The organism is Oscillibacter sp., from assembly GCF_040505565.1.
Classification (GTDB): Bacteria; Bacillota; Clostridia; order Oscillospirales; family Oscillospiraceae; genus Oscillibacter.
In genome coordinates this window covers 90,360-111,487 of record NZ_JBEUWZ010000009.1, presented here as the reverse complement: position 1 = coordinate 111,487, position 21,128 = coordinate 90,360, and the positions used below count along the sequence as shown (strand labels likewise).

The 21,128-nt window shown below is 56.6% G+C and carries 16 protein-coding genes; 14 read left to right on the top strand and 2 right to left on the bottom strand.

Going from position 1 to position 21,128, the window contains the following annotated elements; all coding sequences use genetic code 11:
* Positions 1-22 precede the first annotated feature (22 nt).
* Both ABWQ15_RS03525 and pta read left to right on the top strand, forming a co-directional pair.
* Positions 23-2,284 carry an efflux RND transporter permease subunit gene (locus tag ABWQ15_RS03525; RefSeq protein ID WP_353907446.1) on the top strand — a complete coding sequence of 754 codons (2,262 nt, stop codon included), beginning with the start codon at positions 23-25 and terminating at the stop codon, positions 2,282-2,284.
* A gap of 236 nt (positions 2,285-2,520) precedes the next feature.
* The gene (gene pta, locus ABWQ15_RS03520; RefSeq protein WP_353907445.1) at positions 2,521-3,501 is read left to right on the top strand and encodes a phosphate acetyltransferase; all 981 of its coding nucleotides are present in this window, start codon (positions 2,521-2,523) and stop codon (positions 3,499-3,501) included.
* 51 nt (positions 3,502-3,552) lie between these two features.
* Here the strand turns inward: pta and ABWQ15_RS03515 are convergent, their stop codons facing one another.
* Together ABWQ15_RS03515 and pyrG are read right to left on the bottom strand one after the other, a co-directional pair.
* A complete protein-coding gene (locus tag ABWQ15_RS03515) occupies positions 3,553-4,626 on the bottom strand; it encodes a M24 family metallopeptidase (RefSeq protein ID WP_353907444.1) in 1,074 nt (357 codons plus the stop codon).
* A 74-nt stretch (positions 4,627-4,700) separates the two neighbouring features.
* Positions 4,701-6,302: a CTP synthase gene (pyrG, locus tag ABWQ15_RS03510; protein WP_353907443.1), complete on the bottom strand. Its 1,602-nt coding sequence runs from the start codon at positions 6,300-6,302 to the stop codon at positions 4,701-4,703.
* 667 nt (positions 6,303-6,969) lie between these two features.
* Between pyrG and ABWQ15_RS03505 the strand changes: the two genes are divergently transcribed.
* The 12 genes from ABWQ15_RS03505 (at position 6,970) to ABWQ15_RS03450 (ending at position 21,012) form a co-directional block, all read left to right on the top strand.
* Complete coding sequence (locus ABWQ15_RS03505; RefSeq protein WP_353907442.1) at positions 6,970-7,986, top strand: ABC transporter substrate-binding protein; 1,017 nt, start codon at positions 6,970-6,972, stop codon at positions 7,984-7,986.
* A gap of 138 nt (positions 7,987-8,124) precedes the next feature.
* A complete protein-coding gene (locus tag ABWQ15_RS03500; RefSeq protein WP_353907441.1) occupies positions 8,125-9,099 on the top strand; it encodes an ABC transporter permease in 975 nt (324 codons plus the stop codon).
* Positions 9,092-9,886, top strand: a complete 795-nt coding sequence (locus ABWQ15_RS03495; protein ID WP_353907440.1) for an ABC transporter ATP-binding protein — start codon at positions 9,092-9,094, stop codon at positions 9,884-9,886. Before ABWQ15_RS03500 ends, ABWQ15_RS03495 begins: the two co-directional genes overlap by 8 nt.
* Positions 9,887-10,400: 514 nt before the next feature.
* Positions 10,401-11,411: an ABC transporter substrate-binding protein gene (locus tag ABWQ15_RS03490; protein WP_353907439.1), complete on the top strand. Its 1,011-nt coding sequence runs from the start codon at positions 10,401-10,403 to the stop codon at positions 11,409-11,411.
* Between the two features lie 93 nt (positions 11,412-11,504).
* A complete protein-coding gene (locus ABWQ15_RS03485) occupies positions 11,505-12,389 on the top strand; it encodes an ABC transporter permease (RefSeq protein WP_353907438.1) in 885 nt (294 codons plus the stop codon).
* Positions 12,382-13,155 carry an ABC transporter ATP-binding protein gene (locus tag ABWQ15_RS03480; RefSeq protein WP_353907437.1) on the top strand — a complete coding sequence of 258 codons (774 nt, stop codon included), beginning with the start codon at positions 12,382-12,384 and terminating at the stop codon, positions 13,153-13,155. Before ABWQ15_RS03485 ends, ABWQ15_RS03480 begins: the two co-directional genes overlap by 8 nt.
* Positions 13,156-13,165: 10 nt before the next feature.
* Entirely contained in the window at positions 13,166-13,456 is a 291-nt protein-coding gene (locus tag ABWQ15_RS03475; protein ID WP_353907436.1) for a TipAS antibiotic-recognition domain-containing protein, read from the top strand.
* A gap of 302 nt (positions 13,457-13,758) precedes the next feature.
* The gene (locus tag ABWQ15_RS03470) at positions 13,759-14,007 is read left to right on the top strand and encodes a hypothetical protein (protein ID WP_353907435.1); all 249 of its coding nucleotides are present in this window, start codon (positions 13,759-13,761) and stop codon (positions 14,005-14,007) included.
* A 96-nt stretch (positions 14,008-14,103) separates the two neighbouring features.
* Positions 14,104-15,828: a S8 family peptidase gene (locus tag ABWQ15_RS03465; RefSeq protein WP_353907434.1), complete on the top strand. Its 1,725-nt coding sequence runs from the start codon at positions 14,104-14,106 to the stop codon at positions 15,826-15,828.
* Positions 15,825-17,531, top strand: coding sequence for a S8 family peptidase (locus tag ABWQ15_RS03460; RefSeq protein WP_353907433.1), 1,707 nt, complete (start codon positions 15,825-15,827; stop codon positions 17,529-17,531). The genes ABWQ15_RS03465 and ABWQ15_RS03460 overlap by 4 nt, the downstream gene beginning before the upstream one ends.
* A gap of 37 nt (positions 17,532-17,568) precedes the next feature.
* Entirely contained in the window at positions 17,569-19,275 is a 1,707-nt protein-coding gene (locus ABWQ15_RS03455) for a S8 family peptidase (RefSeq protein WP_353907432.1), read from the top strand.
* A gap of 30 nt (positions 19,276-19,305) precedes the next feature.
* Positions 19,306-21,012 carry a S8 family peptidase gene (locus tag ABWQ15_RS03450; protein WP_502919105.1) on the top strand — a complete coding sequence of 569 codons (1,707 nt, stop codon included), beginning with the start codon at positions 19,306-19,308 and terminating at the stop codon, positions 21,010-21,012.
* The last annotated feature ends 116 nt before the right edge of the window (positions 21,013-21,128 follow it).

Sequence of the window (21,128 nt, the reverse complement as noted above, 5' to 3'; positions counted from 1 at the left end):
TGAAAAAGGAAGGTGACTCCCTGTGATTCAGAAAATTGCCCACGGGCTGACCCGGAAGCCCAAGCTCATCGCGCTGATCGCCGTTTTACTGCTGATTCCATCCGTGCTGGGATTTGTGGCTACCCGCATCAACTATGATATTTTGTCGTATCTGCCGCAGGACGCGGAGTCCTCTCAGGGAGAAAAGCTGCTGGAGGAGCCGTTTAAGATGGCGGCAACCAGCATGCTGATCGTGGAGGATATGCCCGCCGGATACAGCAATCAGCTGATTCAGGAGATTCAGGACATTCCCGGCGTCAGCAATGCCATTTGGGTCAGCAATATGGTGGGTGTTCAGATTCCCACCGATTTTATCCCCGCCGACCTGAGAGAAATGTTTTTCTCCGGGGACGCCACGATGATGATCATTCAGTACAGCCACCCCGGTGCTTCCGATGAAACCATGGAGGCCATCGATCAAGTGCGGTCGGTATGCAACAACAAGTGCTTTCTGGCGGGCTTCTCCGTGGTCATCAAGGACACCCGTGACGTGATGGACAGCGAGCTTCCGCTCTTCGTAGGTCTGGCTGTTCTACTGGCGCTGGTGGCCATGTCCGTGACGCTGGAATCCACGGTGCTGCCCTTTATATTTCTCGCCAGCATTGGACTTGCCATCATTTATAATTTCGGTTCCAATATTTTCTTAGGGGAAATCTCCTACTTAACAAAAGCGATTGCAGCCGTATTGCAGTTGGGTGTTACGATGGATTACTCCATCTTCCTCTACCGCCGTTACGAGGAGGAGCGCGAGAATCACGAGGATAAGCGCGATGCCATGGCAAGCGCCATTGTGTCCGCGTTCACTTCCCTATCCGGCAGCAGCCTGACCACCATTGCCGGCTTTCTGGCCCTGTGCTTCATGCGTCTGACGCTGGGCCGCGACATTGGTATCGTCATGGCCAAGGGCGTGGTGCTGGGCATTGCCACGGTCATTCTGGTACTGCCGTCTCTGGTGCTGATTTTCGACAAGCAGATCGACAAGCACAAGCATAGGACGCTGATTCCCAGCTTTGACAAAATCAACGTCCGCATCCTGAAGCATCGCTGGGTCTTTGTGGGGCTGACTCTGCTGCTGTTCCTGCCCGCCATCTATGCGCAGAATCACGCGGGAATCTACTACAAGCTGGATGAGTCCCTGCCTCAGGACCTGCCCTCCATCGTAGCCAATGAAAAGCTCAAGGACGACTTTGATATGGCAACGTCTCACTTTGTGCTTTTGCGGGACGATGTCTCCGCCACGGACATGAACAAACTGGAAAACGCGCTCAAGGATTTGCCCGGTATCACCTCAGTGCTGTCCTATCATTCCATGCTGGGGGCGGGCATTCCGGAATTCTTTGTTCCCGATGAGGTCCGCACCATGCTCAAGCAGGGCGGCTGGCAGATGATGATGGTGAACTCCAAGTACGCCACCGCGTCTGATGCCGTATCCAACCAGCTGCAGCAGATGCGGAGCATCATCAAACAGTACGACCCGAACGGCCTGATTACCGGTGAGGCGGCCATGACGAACGATTTGATCGAGACCTCCGCCGTGGACTTCAAAGTCACGAATTACATCTCCATCGCGGCGATCTTTCTTATCATCGCCGCTGTGTTTCAGTCCATCTCCATTCCTGTGGTACTGGTGGGCACCATTGAGCTTGCCATCTTTATCAATCAGGGCGTACCCTATTTTACCGGGACGGACATTCCGTTTATCGCTCCCACCATCATTGGCTGTGTGCAGTTAGGCGCCACGGTCGACTACGCCATCCTGATGACCACCCGCTTTCAGGAGGAGCTGCGTGGGGGAAAGAGCCGAGATGAGGCCATCCATATAGCCGCCACCTCCTCTGACCCCTCCATCATCACCAGTTCCCTGGTGCTCTTCTGTGCCACGCTGGGCGTGTCCTTTGTCTCCAGCATCGACCTGATCGGCACGATCTGCGTGATGCTGGCCCGGGGCGCATTGATTTCCGCCGCAATCAGCATCTTTATTATGCCCTCAATGCTCAGCGTGTGTGAGCCGCTGTTCAACAAGACCACCCGGTACTGGCGGACCATGCCCCCGGTGAAGCCCTCCCGTGTCGCAAAGGCGCTGCAATCCGCTGCGAAAAAGCTCCCCGCCGGAAAGAAGCCAGGCAAAGACGGCGACGCCGTTTTGGCCCATGGCGAAGAGGATACGCAATGGGAAGAAGCGAGCGCACCGGAGAACTCGGGCGCAGGAGATACACCCGAAAAGGAACCCGCGCAGACGCATTAACCGGAATACAGCTACTTCAACACCTGGGCCGCGCTTTTTTCTGCGATATATGGCGGTGAAACGACAAATGCTCTTGAATTTACGAAAAGATACGCAAACTAAAAGAAATTTTTGTTGCCTTTTTTACCTGTTTTTCTAAACTTTTAGTTGACCGTCTTTTTGAGATGTGTATAATGAGAGAGGTATGGAAATCGTGCAGAATTCGCCGTTTCAGTAATTTATTGGAGGAAAAAAGCATGTTTGAATTTCTAATTAACAAACTGAAGGCTCGTCCCCGCAAAATCATCTTCACCGAAGGCACCGATGCCCGCATTCTGGAGGCGTCCGCCCGTCTGCTGTCCGGTACGTTCCTGACTCCCGTTCTGGTGGGCAATCCCGATACCGTATCCGCCGCTGCCGAGGAAGCCGGTTTCAATATCCGGGGCGCTGAAATCATCGACCCGGAGAATTTTGCCGAGATGGACAAGATGGTCGCCACCCTGTTTGATCTGCGCAAGGGCAAGATGGATGAGGCAGCGTGCCGCAAGGCCCTGAAGCAGGGCAACTACTTTGGCACCATGCTGGTGAAGATGGGCTATGCCGACGCTCTGCTGGGCGGCGCCACCTACTCCACCGCCGACACCGTCCGTCCCGCGCTGCAGATCATCAAAACCAAGCCGGGCAGCAAGATCGTGTCCTCCTGCTTCATTTTGGTCCGTCCCTCCGCGACCGGCGACCGTGAGGTCCTGGCCATGGGCGACTGCGCCATCAACATCAAGCCCACCGAGGACGAACTGGTAGAGATTGCGCTGGAGACCGCCAGTACCGCCCGCAAGTTTGGTATGGACCCGAAGGTAGCATTTTTGAGTTATTCCACCATGGGTTCCGGCAAAGGCGAGGACGTGGACAAGATGCGCAATGCGTTCACCAAGGCTCACGCCGCCGCGCCCGAGCTTGCCATGGAGGGCGAACTGCAATTCGACGCCGCCGTCTCTCCCCGCGTGGCCCACACCAAGTGCCCCGATTCCGAAGTGGCCGGCCATGCCAACACCTTCATCTTCCCCGACATCAACGCCGGCAACATCGGCTATAAGATCTGCCAGCGCATGGGCTCCTTCGATGCATACGGCCCCATTCTCCAGGGTCTGAACGCTCCCATCAACGACCTCTCCCGTGGCTGCAACGCCCAGGAGGTCTATTCCATGGCCATCATTACCGCAGGCCTTGTGGAAGACTGATTCTATAAAAAAGGAACGCGGACACCATGTGTGTCCGCGTTCCTTTTTATATTACAGGATTATCAGATTCTTGGGTGCAAGGGTGATATCCGTACAGCCGTCGTCTTTCAAAATTATGACGTCCTCGATGCGCACGCCCAGCTTTCCCGGCAGATAAATGCCCGGCTCCGCCGAAATCACGGCCCCGGCGGGCAAGGGCGTTTCATTCTGGGGCGAGGCGTTGGGGGATTCGTGAATCTCCACGCCTACGCCATGGCCGAAGCTGTGACCGAAATAGTCGCCATAGCCCGCGTCCTCAATGACCTTGCGCGCCGCACTGTCCACAGCTCTGCCCGTCACACCTGCGGCCGCGGCGGTGATGCCTGCCTTCTGGGCGGCAAGGACAGTCTCATACACCCGGCGCATCTCGTCTGTCGCGGAGCCCACCGCCACGGTTCGGGTCATGTCGGAACAGTATCCCCGATAAATGCACCCAAAATCCATCGTGACAAATTCGCCGCTTTGAATCGTCTTTTCACTGGGTACGCCGTGGGGCAGGCTCCCGTTTGGACCGGACACCACAATGGGATCGAAGGACATGTTTTCCGCTCCGAAGTGCAGCATTAAATACTGAAGTCGGGCGGCGATCTCCTTTTCCGTCACACCGGGACGAATCTCTTTTAAAATATTCTCCAGTGCCTGCTCCGCAATGCGCTGGGCGGCGATCATTGTCTCCTGCTCCTCGGCGTCCTTCACGGTTCGCAGCTCCATCAAAAGCTTCGCGGCGGGGACCAGCTCACAGTTCAGGCTCTTCCGATACAGCTCGTAGTCCGCCACAGTCATATAGGTGTCTTCAAAGCCCACCCTTTTTGCGTCCTGCTCTGCCAGGGCCTCGTTGATCAGGGTCACATAGCCCCGGCCCGGCTTCGCCTCGTCGATCCTGGCATTTTGAACGTGCCGCGCGGCGGCCTCCGTGTAACGAGAATCCGTAAAATAGTAATTTTTGGCCTTGGTCACAATCGCCACGCCGTCCGTTTCGGAGGAGTGGAATCCGGAGGCGTAAAAGCGGTTGGCCTCCTGGGTCAGCAGCATCGCGTCCAGATTCTGAGACTCCAGCGCTTGTGCAATCGGATTGAAATGATTCATGAAAATCTCCCTTTCACGCCTGCATTCCCGGTCAAAGCCCGGCCCGCAGGCGGGCCGGGCTTTGAAATGGGCAATCAGCCCTGCTTTTCAACGGCAGCCTTTACGAACCCGTAAAACAGCGGATGCGGCCGGTTGGGACGGCTCTTGAACTCAGGATGGAACTGGACGCCCACAAACCACGGATGCTCCGGCAGCTCCACGATCTCCACCAGATTTCCGCTGGGGGACAGGCCCGCCAGATTGAGGCCGCCGGCCTGCATCTCCGCCCGATAGTCGTTGTTGAACTCGAACCGATGCCGGTGACGTTCCGTAATTTCGGGGACGCCGTATAGTTCCCGGCTGCGGGTTTCGTCAATGAGCACGCAGGGATACTTGCCCAGACGCATGGTGCCGCCCTTGTCCGTGATATTCACCTGATCGGGCATCAGCGCGATGATGGGGTACCCGGTGGTCTCGGAGAACTCGGCGGAGTTGGCGTCCGCCTTGCCCAAAACGTGACGGGCAAACTCGATCACCGCCATCTGCATACCCAGACAAATTCCAAAAAACGGAATGGCATTCTCCCGGGCGTACTGTACGGCGGCAATCATTCCCTCGATGCCCCGGTCGCCAAAGCCGCCGGGTACCAAAATCCCGGAACAGCCCTTCAGGTTCTCCTTCAGGTTTTTCTCATTCAGCGTCTCGGAGTTAATCCACCGGATATCCACAACTGCGTCGTTGGAAATGCCCGCGTGACACAGGGCCTCCACCACGGAGAGATATGCATCATGCAGCTGGGTATATTTTCCAACCAGTGCAATCTCCACATGTTTTTTTGCGTTCTTCGCCCGCCGAACCATGGCTGCCCACTCCCGCAGGTCGGGCTGAGGAGTGATGAGACCCAGACGGCGGCAAACCACCTCGTCCAGCCCCTCCTTCTGCAGCAGCAGGGGAACCTCATACAGCGTCTCGGCGGTGGTGTTCTGAATGACGCAGTCGGGCTGAACGCTGCAGAACAGGGCAATTTTCCGGCGCACGTCATCACTAATGGGGGCATCGCACCGGCAGACCAGAATATCGGGCTGGATGCCCAGGGACAGCAATTCCTTTACCGAGTGCTGGGTGGGCTTGCTCTTCAGCTCGCCGCTGCCGGGGATCTGAACGATGAGCGGCACATGGATAAAGACCACGCTGCCCTGTGGCTGCTCCGCGCCCACCTGGCGGATGGCCTCCAGAAAGGGCTGGGATTCAATATCGCCCACGGTGCCGCCGATTTCGCTGATGACCACGTCCACGTCATCGCCCGCCATAGCGTACACCCGGCTTTTGATTTCGTTGGTGATGTGGGGGATAATCTGGACGGTGGCTCCCAGATAGTCGCCCCGGCGCTCCCGATTGAGAACGGACCAGTAAATCTTTCCGGAGGAGACGGAGGAATTTCCAGTGAGGGTCTCGTCCACAAACCGCTCGTAGTGGCCCAGATCCAAGTCTGTTTCGGCCCCGTCGTCGGTGACGAAGACCTCTCCGTGCTGATAGGGGCTCATGGTGCCGGGGTCTACATTGATATAAGGGTCAAACTTCTGATTGCGCACCCGCAGGCCCCTCTGCTTCAAAAGGCGTCCCAAGGACGCTGCGCAGATGCCCTTGCCCAGGCCCGACACCACGCCGCCGGTCACAAATACAAATTTTGTCGCCATAACCATCCACCTTATCCTTTACTTTTTCTCCGTCTTACCATTCTTCCCGCCTGGAAAAATAAAAACGCCGCGGACATTTTGCGGTGAAAAGTCCCCGGGTAACAGGAGCTTTCAGCGCGATCCACGGCCTGCGGTGTTCGATTTTCAGAGCGGGTCAACCTGCGTCTTCCCGCCGCAGATCACTGCCGCGCGGCAGCAGAGCACACAGGCGCTCACCTGCCGGGGCATACTGAACAAATACCTTATATTTATATCGCATTCCAACGGAATTGTCAACGATGCAACCCAATTTTGCCTCGCTTTTTTGAATTCATGCGAAACTTCAAAATTGGCCAGACTGAATTTATGCAAAATGACGGTTGACTTTAGCTGTTTAAAGCTATATACTAAAAAAGTACTCAGATTACTAGGCCGGTAAACGGCGGAAAGGAGCGCTCCAGCATGCGTAACAATTTATCTGCGTCCGCCCCCTTCTATTACTTTACCGAGGTCCGCTTTGCGGGCCGTTATTACCGTGCGCAGAAGTTGGAAGAACGCCTGAAAGACTGAGTTTTGCTTTTTTGTTATGAAAAGCGGCTCCGTCCTTTGGACGGGGCCGCTTTTTATAGTTTTGAAACCGCTCCGAGCTTTAAATTGATTTGTTTTGAGATGAAAGGAAGTTGTTGTTATGAAAAAGAAGCTGCTCTGTCTGGCTCTGGCCTCCGCCATGGCCCTGAGCCTGGCCGCCTGCGGTCAGACCGCTCCCACTGCGTCCTCCGCTGCATCCGCCTCCGGTTCCTCCGCCGCATCCGGGTCCGCCTCCGGCAAGACCTACAATGTGGGCATCATTCAGCTGGTACAGCATCCGGCTCTGGACGCCGCTACCAAGGGCTTTCAGGATGCCCTGACCGATGCGCTGGGCGACGCCGTCCACTTTGACCTGCAAAACGCCGCAGGCGATTCCGCCACCTGCTCCACCATGGCCACGCAGATGGTCTCCTCCGGCGTGGATCTCATTCTGGCCAACGCCACGCCCGCCCTGCAGGCCGCTGCGGCCGCCACCAGTGACATCCCCATTTTGGGCACCTCCGTCACCGAGTACGGCGTGGCTCTGAGTATTGACGGGTTCAACGGCACCGTGGGTGGAAACATCTCCGGCACCTCCGACCTGGCGCCTCTGGACCAGCAGGCCGCGATGTTCGCCGAGCTGCTGCCCAACGCCAAGACGGTTGGCATTCTGTACTGCTCCGGCGAGGCCAACTCGGTCTATCAGGCAGACAAGGTAAAGACCGCTCTGGAAGCCGCGGGCGTGACCGTGAAGGTCTACACCTTTGCCGACTCCAACGACGTGGCCGCCGTCACCACCACCGCCTGCGGTGAGTGCGACGCGCTCTACATCCCCACTGACAACACCGCTGCCAGCTGCACCGAGGCCATCAACAACGTGGCTCAGCCTGCCGGTATCCCCATCATCTGCGGCGAAGAGGGCATCTGCAAGGGCTGCGGCATCGCCACCTTGTCCATCGACTACTATGAACTGGGCCGCACCACCGGCGAAATGGCCGCCAAGATTCTCACCGGAGAGGCGGATATCTCCACCATGCCCATCGAATACTACACCAACCCCGTGAAAGAGTATGACGCCGACCGTGCCGCCGCTCTGAACATCACCATTCCCAGCGGCTATACCGCCATTAAGGCCTAAACTGTCCTGTGTTTGCCGGTTTCCCCGCCCGGACGCGGAGACCTTCGCGTCCGGGCGCGGAATCGACGATGGAGGAATGGGGTGTCGACGCCCCATTCCCCTGTTGCCGAACAAAATGACTAAAAAGGGGGAAGAACCATGCAGATCGCGGCATATTTTGCCTCGCTGGATCCGATCAATCTTATGAAAAGCCTGCCCGGCGGCATCGCTCAGGGTGTTGTCTGGGGCATCATGGCTTTGGGCGTATACATTACCTTCCGTCTGCTGGACATCGCCGATCTGACGGTGGACGGCTCCTTCACCACTGGGGGTGCGGTGACCGCCATGCTGATTCTGGCAGGCTGGCCCGCGTGGGCGGCGATTCTGGCGGCCATCTTTGCGGGCGTGCTGGCGGGTCTGTGTACCGGGCTGCTGCACACCAGGCTGGGTATCCCGGCAATTCTGGCGGGAATCCTGACCCAATTTGCGCTGTACTCCATCAATCTGCACATCATGGGCATGGCGGCCAACAAGTCTGTGAATCCAGACAAATTTCCGGTATTCATCACCTCCCGCCATGTGCCCGCGGCGATATTTACCGGTGTCCTCATCGCCGCGGTGATCGTGGCGGCGCTGTACTGGTACTTCGGCACCGAGGAGGGCAGCGCGGTTCGGGCCACCGGCTCCAATCCCGCCATGAGCCGGGCGCTGGGCATCAACATCGACTCCATGAAAGTTTTGGGTCTTGGCCTTTCCAACGGGCTGGTGGCTCTGGCCGGCGGCCTGATGACCCAGTATCAGGGCTTTGCGGACATCAACATGGGCCGTGGCTCCATCGTCATCGGTCTGGCCGCCGTTATCATCGGTGAAGTGGTATGCGGTGCCTTCTTTCGCAAGGGGTCAAATTTCGCCGTGCGGCTGGGCTTTATCATTGTCGGCGGCATCCTGTATTACATCGTCATGACGCTGATCCTCTGGCTGAAGCTGAATTCCAACGACCTGAAGCTGTTCACCGCGGTAATCGTGGCGGTGTTCCTGGCGGTGCCGTACCTGCAGGCCCAGTCCAGAAGCTCCTTCAAACTGGCAGGCAAGCGCGGCAGGGCTGCGGAGAAGGGAGAGAGCAGAAATGCTTGACATCAATCATATCTCCAAGACGTTCAACCCCGGTACCATCAATGAGAAAAAGGCTTTGCAGAGGCTGGATCTCCACCTCAGCGAGGGTGATTTCGTCACCGTGATCGGCGGCAATGGCGCGGGTAAATCCACCATGCTCAACGCCGTGGCGGGCGTCTGGCCTGTGGACGAGGGAAGCATTTTAATTGACGGAACGGAGGTCACAGGCCTGCCGGAGTTTCGCCGCGCGCCCTATATCGGGCGGGTGTTTCAGGATCCCATGATGGGAACCGCCCCCAACATGCAGATCGAGGAGAATCTGGCTCTGGCCTATCGCCGGGGGAAGAAACGGGGCCTTCGATGGGGCGTGACGAAGAATGAGCGGGAGTTCTACCATGAGCGGCTGAAAATTCTGGGCCTGGGCCTTGAGGACCGCATGACTGTTAAGGCGGGCCTGCTCTCTGGTGGACAGCGTCAGGCGCTGACGCTGCTGATGGCCGCCCTTCAAAAACCGAAGCTGCTGCTGCTGGACGAACACACGGCGGCTCTGGACCCCGCCACGGCGGCAAAGGTTCTGGAACTCTCTGACCGAATTGTTCAGGAAAACGGATTGACGGCTTTGATGATCACCCATAACATGAAGGACGCTATCCGCCATGGCAACCGTATCATTATGATGAACGAGGGCCGCATTATTCTGGACATCTCCGGCGAGGAGAAAAAGAAACTGACAAAGGCCGATCTGCTGCAAAAGTTTGCTGAGGTAGCCGGCGTGCAGGAGGAGACAGATCAGGTATTGCTTTCGTAACACGTTTTTCCGGCGGGGCGGGAAACCGTCCCGCCCCGGATTTTTCAATCTTAAATTTGTAAAAATTGACGCTTGACAAAAGGCCGATGCCCGCATATAATGCAGAATAATCAAGTAAAACCTGTGAGGCAGAGAAGTAGGCCAGAGGGCAACCCTCCAAGAGAGCCGCGGGCGGTGAGATCGCGGCAGGGGACCTGGGACTGAATGGACTGTCGAGGGCAGAGCGAAAGCGTGAGCGAGTAGCGACTGACGGGAACCGCACCCGTTATCAGCGCGGCACGTATGGTAAGTACGTGAAACGAGCGGGCGCTTTGCGTCAACTTGGGTGGTACCGCAGGATGGAAGTCTTGTCCCAATAGAGATTGGGGCAGGGCTTTTTTTGTTTGCAGATAAAGGAGTGGTTCAGATGAAGATGAAACGATGGCGGCGATGGCGCACTTTAAAAACCACCGTCCCAAAACAAAATTGCATCACATAAATATTAATTTGAATGAAAAGATTGGAGATACTGATTATGAAAAAGGTTTTGACGTTTGCTCTGGCCGCCGCCATGACACTGAGCCTTGCCGCCTGCGGAAATACCGGTGCTTCCTCTTCCGCATCAACTTCCTCCGCCGCTTCCTCTGCCGGAAAACCCTATAAGATCGGTCTGCTGCAATACGGTCAGCACGCTTCTCTGGATAACTGCCGGGAAGGCTTCCTTCAGGGGCTTGAGGAAGCCGGGCTGGTGGAAGGCACAGATTACGTGGTGGATTATCAGAACGCCGGTTTCGACGACGCAATGGATACCCAGATTGCCGGTAAGTTTTCCTCTGACGGCGTGGATATGATGGTTGGCGTGGCCACACCCTCTGCCGTGGCCTGCTACAACGCAGCCGAGGAAAAGGATATTCCCGTGGTATATGTCGCCGTCAGCGACCCCGCCGCCGCCGGGCTGGACTCCGGCAACATCACCGGCACGTCGGACGCGCTGCCGGTAGACGCCCAGCTCCAGCTGATTCGGGCCATGCAGCCCCAGGCCAAGACCATCGGCATCCTGTATACCACCAGCGAACCCAACTCCGTATCCACCATTGCCGCGTATAAGGAGAAGGCCGGGAACTACGGCTTCACCATTGACGCGGTGGGCGTCACCACTCCGGCAGAGGTCCCTCAGGGCGCGGACACGCTGATCTCCCACAAGGTGGACTGCTTCTCCAACCTGACCGACAATAACGTGGTGGGCGTTTTGTCCTCCGTGCTGGAAAAGACCAACGAGGCGGGCATCCCGGTGTACGGCTCTGAAATCGAGCAGGTGAAAATTGGCTGCGTCGCAGCCGCCGGTATCGATTACGTGCAATTGGGCAAGCAGACCGGTACCATGGCTGCCAAGGTTATCCGGGGTGAGGCCACCTGTGACCAGATTCCCTTTGAGACCATTGACTCTTACAGCACCTATATCAACTCCGACGCGCTGGACGCCATGGGCATTACCGTTCCCGCCGACATCGCCGCAAACGCCGTGGAGGCCAATCAGGCGGCTTGATTTTCAATTGCGAAGACACCGCTCTCCGCCGCTTCTGCGGCGGAGAGCCGCGTCCTGTTATCCATCTTTTTTACCTGAAAGGAGGGGCCGCCCATGTTAGACCTGCTGGTCAGCACCCTAATTCAAGGGCTGATCTACGCGCTGGTCTCTTTCGGCGTGTACATCACCTATTCCATTCTGGACTTCCCCGATCTGAGTGTGGACGGCAGCTTTCCTCTGGGAGCGGCGGTCACCGCCGTGCTGCTGACCCGGGGCTGCAATCCGTATCTGACGCTGCTGGCGGCAATCTGTGTGGGGGCCCTGGCCGGACTGTGCACCGGCGTCATCCATGTGAAGCTTCATGTCCGGAATTTGCTGGCGGGCATCATCACCATGACCGCGCTGTTTTCCATCAATTTGCAGATTGCCGGGTCCAACCTGACGGTGGAACGGTCGGTGGACACCATTTTCACCGCCGGACCCACCATGGCCCTTTTCGGCGGTCTGAGCCTGACGAACCGTAAACTGGTGGTGACTTTTCTCATCGCGGTGGCCGTTAAACTGCTGCTGGACACGTTTTTTGCTACAAAGGCAGGCCTGCTGCTCCGGGCAGTGGGGGACAACGCTTTTCTTGTCACATCCCTTGCCAAGGATAAGGGCAACGTAACGCTGGCGGGACTGGTGATTTCCAATGCGCTGGTGGCTCTGGGCGGCGCGCTTGTTTGCCATGAGACCCGCAGCTTTTCCGCCACCATGGGCACCGGGCAGGTGGTCTTCGGACTGGCGACGGTCATTATCGGCGTGGCGCTGTTCCGCCGTCTCAGCTTTGTAAAGGGCACCACCGCCGTGATTGTGGGCAGCATCCTCTACAAGCTCTGCATCGCGGTGGCACTGGACCTGGGACTGCCTCCCAATATGATGAAGCTCATCACCGCCGTGCTGTTTTTGCTGGTGCTGGTGGCGTCCGGACGGAAAGGAGAGGAGATCATCCATGCTTGAGATACGGGAAGTTTCCAAAACCTATAACTCCGGTACCGTGACGGAGCAGTGCCTGTTCGATAAGTTCTCCCTCTGCGTGGAGGACGGCCAGTTTGTCTCCATTGTGGGCAGCAACGGCTCAGGCAAAACCTCTTTGCTGAACATCATCTGCGGTTCCATTCCTGTGGAAAGCGGCGACGTGCTGGTGGGCGGCGAGAGCATTTCCCGGAAAAAGGATTTTCAGCGTTATATCACCATGGGCCGTGTGTACCAAAACCCGGCGATGGGAACCTGTCCTCACCTGACGATGCTGGAAAATCTGTCTCTTGCGGACAACAAGGGCAAGGCCTTCGGCTTCACCCGGGGGGTAAATAAAAAGCGCATTGATTTCTATCGCCGCGAGCTGGAAAGCCTGGGTCTGGGATTAGAGGATAAGCTGAGCGTAAAAATGGGTTCTCTCTCCGGCGGACAGCGCCAGGCCGTGGCGTTGCTGATGGCGACCATGACGCCGCTGAACTTTCTGATTCTGGATGAGCATACGGCGGCTTTGGACCCCAAAACCGCAGAGGTCATCATGCAGCTCACTGACAAGGTCATTCGGGAAAAACGGCTCACTGCCATGATGGTGACCCACAATCTGCGTTACGCCGTTGAATACGGCGACCGGCTGATGATGATGGACCGGGGACATGTGGTATTGGACCGGGTAGGAGCGGAAAAACAGAGCACCTCGATGGACGATCTTCTCACGCTGTTCAACAAGATCTCCATTGAATGCGGAAATTGAGGAGGGCGCTATGGCAAACTATATTGGAGCGGGCGGCGAGCAGGCCGATGAAGATCAGCTGCTGCAGGCGTTTGCGGCGCTCACTCCGGCGGACGACCCCGCCTGCCCGGAGGCCCGGGAGCTGGTAAAACAGTGGCAGGCCCACATCGCCAGATACCACGACGGATGCGACCGGGAAAAGCTCCTGCGGATGGGACGGCTATACGCAGCGGACGACCGGTTTGCCGAAATGCTGGACAGCTACGGTGATGGCACCGCCCATTATATCGGCGAGGCGATTTTAAGCTTTCTGAGCCAGTAAACGCGGGCGGCACAGCGGCCCTATACAAGCAAAGCACGTACCCAAGGACGTAAATGCGCCTTTGGGTGCGTGCTTTATTATTGCGGCTGCTGCACCATTCCGTTATTATATGTCTATTTCAGGAGAATTTTCCCGAATCCTCCATAGGAGCACATAATTGCCCGCAAATGCTGCAAAACGGGAACCTCCTCATATACAGGGCACCTTTTTCATAAACTTGGAATATCCTAAATCAAATGGGCGGGCGCCGGCATTAAATCTCACTCAGCCGGAGCCCAACCCTGAATATCGGAGGGTACGGTATGCGGAAAATGCCAGCCACAAGGCCGCCCAATACGGTCCCGAAATACTGCCAGGCCATGAAGGGAACCGGCCCGAACTTTATCGGGCAATACATCGGCTTTCTCGTCTATGTTTGGACCGTTTACGGCAACGGCTTCTGGGTCTATCCCACGACAATCAGCAGCGGAATTTTATACGGATATGTATGGAGAACCTCTCATTATGAATATTCGCAGTTCCGAGTATCCATGATTGACTGTCTCTATTGATACAGGCAGCATGCTTTTGTTTTACGGAAGACCAGCGTTCCGAAGCCGGTCCGCCTCCCATAAAAGCAACTGGCACTGTGATAAAGGAGGAATTTTATGCCTGACCTGCCGGTGAATTTGGAAAAGCTAACCCGGTTTGAATCCACCCAGCTCACGGAAAATGGCCTGTTGGAAGTCATTGTGAAATATAACGGAGATCTTTGGAATATCGGCACACAGTTGGGTGCCGATATTGAACTGTTAAGCCCCGATTACGCCATTATCACCATCGGCCTTAACCGTCTGCCGGAGCTTTACACATTTCCGCAGATTGAGTACATTGAGCTGCCCAAAACGCTGACGTTCATGCTGCGAGACAGTCTTGAGAGCGCTTGTATCCCATCTGTCCAGCGCTTAGGCGAGTTCGGGCTGACTGGCAGCGGCGTGATCGTGGGGATTATCGACTCCGGGATTGACTATACGCACCCCGATTTTCGAAATGCGGACGGTACCAGCAGGATTTTATTCCTATGGGACCAGACCGCCGCCGGTCCGCCGCCGCAGGGTTTCCGGAACGGTACGGAATACACGCAGGCCCGAATCAATGAGGCCTTGCTGGACCCGGACCCTATGACTTCCCTACCGTTTACCGACACCGCCGGACACGGAACGGCCGTCGCAGGAATTGCCGCCGGAAACGGCGCTTCCAGCAGCGGAACAGAAAAGGGCGTCGCACCAAATGCGGGATTGATTGTGGTAAAGCTTGGGCATACCGGAAACGAGTCCTTTGCGCGGACCACAGAAATCATGCGTGCGGTCAAATATCTGTCGGACAAAGCAATTTTGCTTAATATGCCCCTGAGCATCAATCTCAGTTACGGCACCAACAACGGCTCGCACACCGGCGACTCCCTTTTCGAGCGCTACCTGAACAGCATGTGTGAGCGCTGGAAGACCGTTATGTCGGTTGCAACGGGAAACGAGGGCGCCGCATCCCACCACTACCACGCAAAATTGGCACAGAAGGAAACCTCACCCATTGAATTCTCAGTTACCGGAAACCCGAGAAGGCTCTATATGACCCTATGGAAAAACTTTGCGGATACCATCACATTCGAGCTGATTGCGCCCAACGGCCGGTCCACAGGGGTCATTCAGCCTCTGCAAAGCATCACGAGGGCAACGCTCGGCGGTACCAACGTCTCCATTATCTACGCGCAGCCGAACCACTACACCATCATGCAGGAGGTTTACTTTTTCTTTTCCACGCAGGGTGCCGGCGTCGCCCCCGGCGTCTGGAAGCTGATCGCGCGGGGTGAACAGATTGTAGACGGCGAGTTCAATATCTGGCTCCCCACCGTGGAAGATGTGACACAGAACACGTCCTTCCTGCGTGCCGATGTCAATCTGACGCTGACGCTGCCCTCCACCGTGCAGAACGTCATCTCTGTGGGAGGCTATAACTCCATGCTCGGAATTGCCACCGTGTTTTCGGGCAGAGGACCCGCCAACGGCTCTCCATTCATGAAGCCCGATCTGGTCGCCCCCAGCGTCAGTATCCTGACAACAAAGGCCGGAGGCGGATATGACTCATATACCGGCACCAGCATGGCGGCCCCCTTTGTCACTGGAGCAGCCGCGCTGATGATGGAGTGGGGGATCGTTCGGGGAAACGACCCGTTTTTGTATGGTCAGCGTGTTAAGGCATTCCTGCGCAGGGGCGCGAACAGAGAGTTTTCAGCCCAGATTCCAAATAATCAATGGGGTTATGGGGCTCTGAGACTCTGCGACGCCATGAATGAACTTGTGGAATACACAAGGACGGGAGGCGCTTTTTCGTGAACGTACCGACATCTGTTGAGCAGATTATCTACTCCTCTGATACGGTGGATTTCGTTTTGAGACAGAATGCGTTCGTGGATCAGCTCCTAAAAAACAACCCCTCCGTATTTACCACGCAGCTGCTCGCCGGAAGGTATATTGTCTGCTATACGGATACGAAAACCTTCAACAGTCTGATCGACCGGTTCGGATCCAGCTTCATCAGCTATATCTCCCTTGTCCTGGGTTTGCTGGATCGCACAAGCCTGGCGGTGACCGGAATCATGCAGGTACATCAACAGCCGTATCTGGACCTGCGCGGCAAGGGGGTTCTGCTGGGCTTTGTCGATACCGGCATTGATTATACACAAAGCGCATTCCGCTATGAAGACGGCTCCAGCCGAATTCAGTTCATCTATGATCAGACAGTCACCGGACCTCCGCCCGCGGGTTTTTATGTCGGCACGGAATATACGAACGAACAGATCAACCAGGCGCTGCGGGCGGAGGACCCCTATCAGACCGTCCCCCAGAGGGACGAAAACGGGCACGGCACCTTTCTGGCCTCCGTCGCTGCAGGAAACGACTCCGGGGATCTTTTGGGGGCCGCGCCGGACGCAGAGCTGATTATTGTAAAGCTGCGAGAAGCCCGCCCCTTTTACCGCAACTGGTTCGCCGTTCCGCCGGAACAGAAATATGCTTACGAATCAACCGCCATCATGGTAGGCGTGGAATACATCATTAAAAAAGCACGCCAGCTGAACCGCCCGGTAGTGATCTGCATCGGGGCCGGAACAACCTTCGGAGCACATGACGGCTTTTCAATTTTTGAGGAATATCTAAGCAACATTGCAAACTTAAGGGGCGTGTGCGTCTGCACGGCGGCGGGGAACGAGAGCCAGGCGCGGCATCATATGCAGGGTCTGATTGCGGAGAAAGGCGCAACACAGAACATTGACCTGAAGGTGGGAGAGAACGCAGGAAACGTTATCCTGGGGATCTGGAGCACAATCTCAGATAAAATTTCTCTGTCCGTGCGGTCGCCCACGGGCGAGCTGATGGCACGGGTCCCCTCCAAACCCGGAGCCACCAGCCGCTCCAATCTGGTTTTGGAAAAGTCCTCCGTTCAGGTGGAGTACTACTTTCCCTATGAGAGCACGGGAAGCCAGCTGTCCTCCGTGAACATCAACAACGCCACACCCGGGATCTGGACAATTACCGTCTATGGGGACATCATTCTCAACGGTACGTTCCACGCGTGGCTTCCCCTCACCGGCTTTGTCTCCCCTACGGTAGAATTTTTGTCGGCGACACCCTACTACACCGTGGTCTGCCCCTCCACAATGTTCGGGTCCATCAGCTGCGGCGCGTATGACAGTACGACCGGCAGCCTGTTCTCCGACTCCTCTTGGGGACCCACCCGCCTGGATCGGATGGCACCGGACCTGGTGGCCCCCGGGGTAGATGTCGGCGGGGTTTATCCCAGCGGGCCCGGGATCATGAGCGGGACCAGCGTGGCCTCTGCGATCACCGCAGGCGCCTGCGCGCTGATGATGCAATGGGGCATTGTTGAAAAAAATGACGTGGCTCTAAGCACCTATCAGATCCGCGCTTATCTGATCCGCGGCTGTAACCGCAGCCCCACCATGACCTATCCCAATACGCAGTGGGGGTACGGCTCCTTGAATCTGTTTCAAACGTTTAATCTTATGCGGGAGCTGTGAAATAAGCGGCAATTGATTTTTAAAGGGGTACTGCATTGTGGCGGACTTTCAGTCTATACAGAAATTTCTTGACTCGGCGGACACGGTGGGCTTCGTCGTGCGGGGCAGCGACGAAATCGACCGGTTGATCTCAGAAAATCCGGAAATTATCGCAACCCAGACGCTGGCGGGAAGATATGTCGTCTGCTACACGACCGTCCAGACCTATCCACACGTTCTCGACCAGCTGGGGACCAGCTATCTCAGCTCCATCGCGCTGATGATGGGCCCGCTGGGCCGACCGGGCCTTGAAGCGGCTGGAATTCTTCCCATACAGCAGCAGCCGTACCTAAGCCTGCGGGGACGAGGCGTGCTGATCGGTTTTGTGGACACCGGCATCGATTATACGCAGCAGGTCTTCCGCTACGAAGACGGGACCAGTAAAATCCGTTATCTTTATGACCAATCGATTACCGGCGCGCCGCCGGAGGGGTTTTTCATCGGCACAGACTACACCAACGAACAGATCAATCAGGCGCTCAAGTCGGAGAATCCTTACAATGTCGTACCCTCCAGGGACATGGCCGGGCACGGTACGTTTCTGGCCTCTGTCGCAGCGGGGCGGGAAGTTGGTGACTTCATCGGAGCCGCACCGGAAGCCGAGCTGATCGTCGTGAAGCTGAAAAAGGCACGTCCGTATGGCCTGCGCCTGTTTGCGGTGCCCGAGGAGCAGGAGAACGCGTTTTCCTCGATTGCCGTGATGATCGGAGTGGAGTACGTTCTCCAAAAAGCCCAGGAGCTGAACCGCCCAGTCGTGATCTGTCTCGGAATCGGAACGAACTTAGGAAGTCACGACGGCTTTTCAATTTTTGAGGAATATCTGAGCGAAGTTGCCAATCTTTCGGGCGTATGCATGTGTATCGCCGCCGGCAACGAGAGTCAGGCCAGACACCATACAAAGGGGATCGTCGCAGCAACAGGAGAAACACAGAATATCGACGTGAAGGTAGACAACCAGCCGGCGGATTTCTTTATTTCCATCTGGAACTCGGTATCCGACAAGATGTCGGTCTCCGTCACGTCGCCTACTGGGGAATACATCGCCAGAATTCCTCCGAAAACCGGAAACATTCAGATGACTGATCTGATCCTGGAACGCTCGCATGTCCGCGTAGGCAACTATTTCCCCCTTGAGGGAAGCGGCGGCCAGCTGACCTCCGTGCGGGTACTGAGCGCGACGCCGGGGATCTGGACGATCACGATGCACGGCGACATCATTCTTGACGGCACCTTCAACGCGTGGCTCCCGATGACCGGCTTCGTCTCCCCAGACGTGGAATTTCTTGCGGCGAATCCCTATTACACGGTGACTGTCCCTTCGACCGCCACCGGCACCATCAGCTGCGGAGCTTATAACAGCGAAAACGACAGCCTGTACCTCAATACCTCCTGGGGACCCACGCGAATCGAAATAATGGCCCCGGATCTGGTGGCGCCGGGCGTTGGAATTCAGGGGATCTATCCCACCGGAAGCGGTACCATGAGCGGCACCAGCGCGGCTGCGGCGATCACCGCGGGGGCCTGTGCCCTGATGATGCAGTGGGGCATCGTACAGGGCAACGACGTCTCTATCAGCACACATCAGATCCGCGCCTACCTGATCCGGGGCTGCAACCGTATGCAAACCGTGTCCTATCCAAATCCGCAGTGGGGCTACGGAACTCTGAATCTGTTCCAATCCTTTAATCTTATGCGTGAAATATAAGCATGCACCACGCGACAGGAGGTGTTTCTCTTGACCGAAGAGCAGCTGAAAGAATTTATCAATTCACCGGACACGGTGGATTTTATTCTCCGGGGAAGCGATGATCTGGACATTTTTCTGCGGGAAAACCCAAACGTAATCTCAACGCAGACGCTGGCCGGGAGATATGTGGTCTGCTATGCAAGCACGAGCGATTTCGCGACGATCATCGACCGGCTGGGAACCAGCTATGTAAGCTCGCTGTCAATCGTTTTGGGGCTGCTGGACCGGCCGGAACTGGAAGCCTCCGGCATTACCGGGATCCAGAGCCAACCCTATCTGGATCTGCGGGGGCAAGGGGTCCTGGTCGGCATTGTAGACACAGGAATCGATTATACACAGCAGGTGTTCCGCTATGAAGACGGAACCAGCAAAATTCAGGCTATCTATGACCAATCGATTCCCGGCTCAGCGCCAAAGGGCTTTTTTATCGGCACCGAGTATACAAAAGAACAGATCAATCAGGCGCTGAAAGCGGAAAATCCCTACGAAATTGTTCCGCAGCGGGACACCGATGGGCACGGCACGTTTCTGGCTTCCGTGGCGGCGGGCCGCAAAACCGACAACTTCCTCGGGGCCGCGCCGGACGCCGAGCTGGTCGTGGTAAAGTTAAAAAAAGCGCGGCCGTTCTATCTGGACCTCTTTGCCGTGCCGAAGACGCAGCAAAACGTCTTCGGCTCTACCGCGGTCATGATCGGTGTGGAATATATTCTCAAAAAAGCACGGGAATTGAATCGCCCCGTGGTCATCTGCCTGGGAATCGGTACGAACCTCGGAAGCCACGACGGGTTCAGCGTTTTCGAGGAGTATCTGAGCGAGATCTCCAATCTGGGAGGAGTTTGCCTGTGCATCGCGGCGGGAAATGAAAGTCAGGCAAGGCACCACACGCAGGGAAAAATCGCAGCCAAAGGTCAATCCCGTAGCATCGACGTCTCCGTCGTCAACGAATCGTCGGTTGTTTACGTATCGATCTGGAGCTCCATCTCGGATAGGCTCTCCGTTTCCATCCGCTCTCCCACCGGCGAGCTGACTGCCAGGCTCCCTCCGAAATCCGGCAGTATCACCACCAATAATCTTGTTTTTGAACAGGCCGCCATCCGGGTCGTCTATTACTTTCCGCTGGAGGGAAGCGGCGGTCAGGTGACGGTCGTCCGGGTAACGAACGCCACTCCGGGCATTTGGACCATCACCGTATACGGTGACCTGATTCTGGACGGCACTTTCCACGCCTGGCTCCCCATTACCGGTTTAGCCTCCCCTGGTGTGGAGTTTCTCGCTGCAACCCCCAATTATACGGTGACCGTTCCGTCCACAGCCATCAGCGTAATCAACTGCGGCGCGTATAATATAGTTGACAACAGCCTGTACTCCAATTCATCGTGGGGGCCGACACGGATCGATCTGATGGCGCCCGATCTGGTCGCCCCGGGCGTCAACGTCGGCGGAATCTATCCCACAGGCAGCGGAACCATGAGCGGCACCAGTGTGGCCGCAGCGATCACGGCGGGCGCCTGCGCGCTGATGCTGCAATGGGGCATCGTTCAGGGAAATGATGTAGGAATGAGCACCTATCAGATCCGCGCCTATCTGATCCGCGGATGCAAACGAAGCCCGACTCTGTTGTATCCGAACACGCAGTGGGGGTATGGCGCGCTGGACCTGATGCAGACCTTCAACCTCATGCGGGAAACCAAATAGAGGGGTAGCCGAAGCAGGCGTTAAACGGAGCCCCGTTGCTCTCCCTGCAAAACAAATCAGGGCCTGTTTGTAAGGATCTTACAAACAGGCCCTGATTAACGGTCAGGCGGCAAAAA

Coding starts and splice junctions, on each gene's coding strand:
- pta (WP_353907445.1), top strand. CDS start 2,521: ATGTTTGAATTTCTAATTAACAAACTGAAGGCTCGTCCCCGCAAAATC.
- ABWQ15_RS03515 (WP_353907444.1), bottom strand. CDS start 4,626: ATGAATCATTTCAATCCGATTGCACAAGCGCTGGAGTCTCAGAATCTG.
- pyrG (WP_353907443.1), bottom strand. CDS start 6,302: ATGGCGACAAAATTTGTATTTGTGACCGGCGGCGTGGTGTCGGGCCTG.
- ABWQ15_RS03505 (WP_353907442.1), top strand. CDS start 6,970: ATGAAAAAGAAGCTGCTCTGTCTGGCTCTGGCCTCCGCCATGGCCCTG.
- ABWQ15_RS03500 (WP_353907441.1), top strand. CDS start 8,125: ATGCAGATCGCGGCATATTTTGCCTCGCTGGATCCGATCAATCTTATG.
- ABWQ15_RS03495 (WP_353907440.1), top strand. CDS start 9,092: ATGCTTGACATCAATCATATCTCCAAGACGTTCAACCCCGGTACCATC.
- ABWQ15_RS03490 (WP_353907439.1), top strand. CDS start 10,401: ATGAAAAAGGTTTTGACGTTTGCTCTGGCCGCCGCCATGACACTGAGC.
- ABWQ15_RS03485 (WP_353907438.1), top strand. CDS start 11,505: ATGTTAGACCTGCTGGTCAGCACCCTAATTCAAGGGCTGATCTACGCG.
- ABWQ15_RS03480 (WP_353907437.1), top strand. CDS start 12,382: ATGCTTGAGATACGGGAAGTTTCCAAAACCTATAACTCCGGTACCGTG.
- ABWQ15_RS03475 (WP_353907436.1), top strand. CDS start 13,166: ATGGCAAACTATATTGGAGCGGGCGGCGAGCAGGCCGATGAAGATCAG.
- ABWQ15_RS03470 (WP_353907435.1), top strand. CDS start 13,759: ATGCGGAAAATGCCAGCCACAAGGCCGCCCAATACGGTCCCGAAATAC.
- ABWQ15_RS03465 (WP_353907434.1), top strand. CDS start 14,104: ATGCCTGACCTGCCGGTGAATTTGGAAAAGCTAACCCGGTTTGAATCC.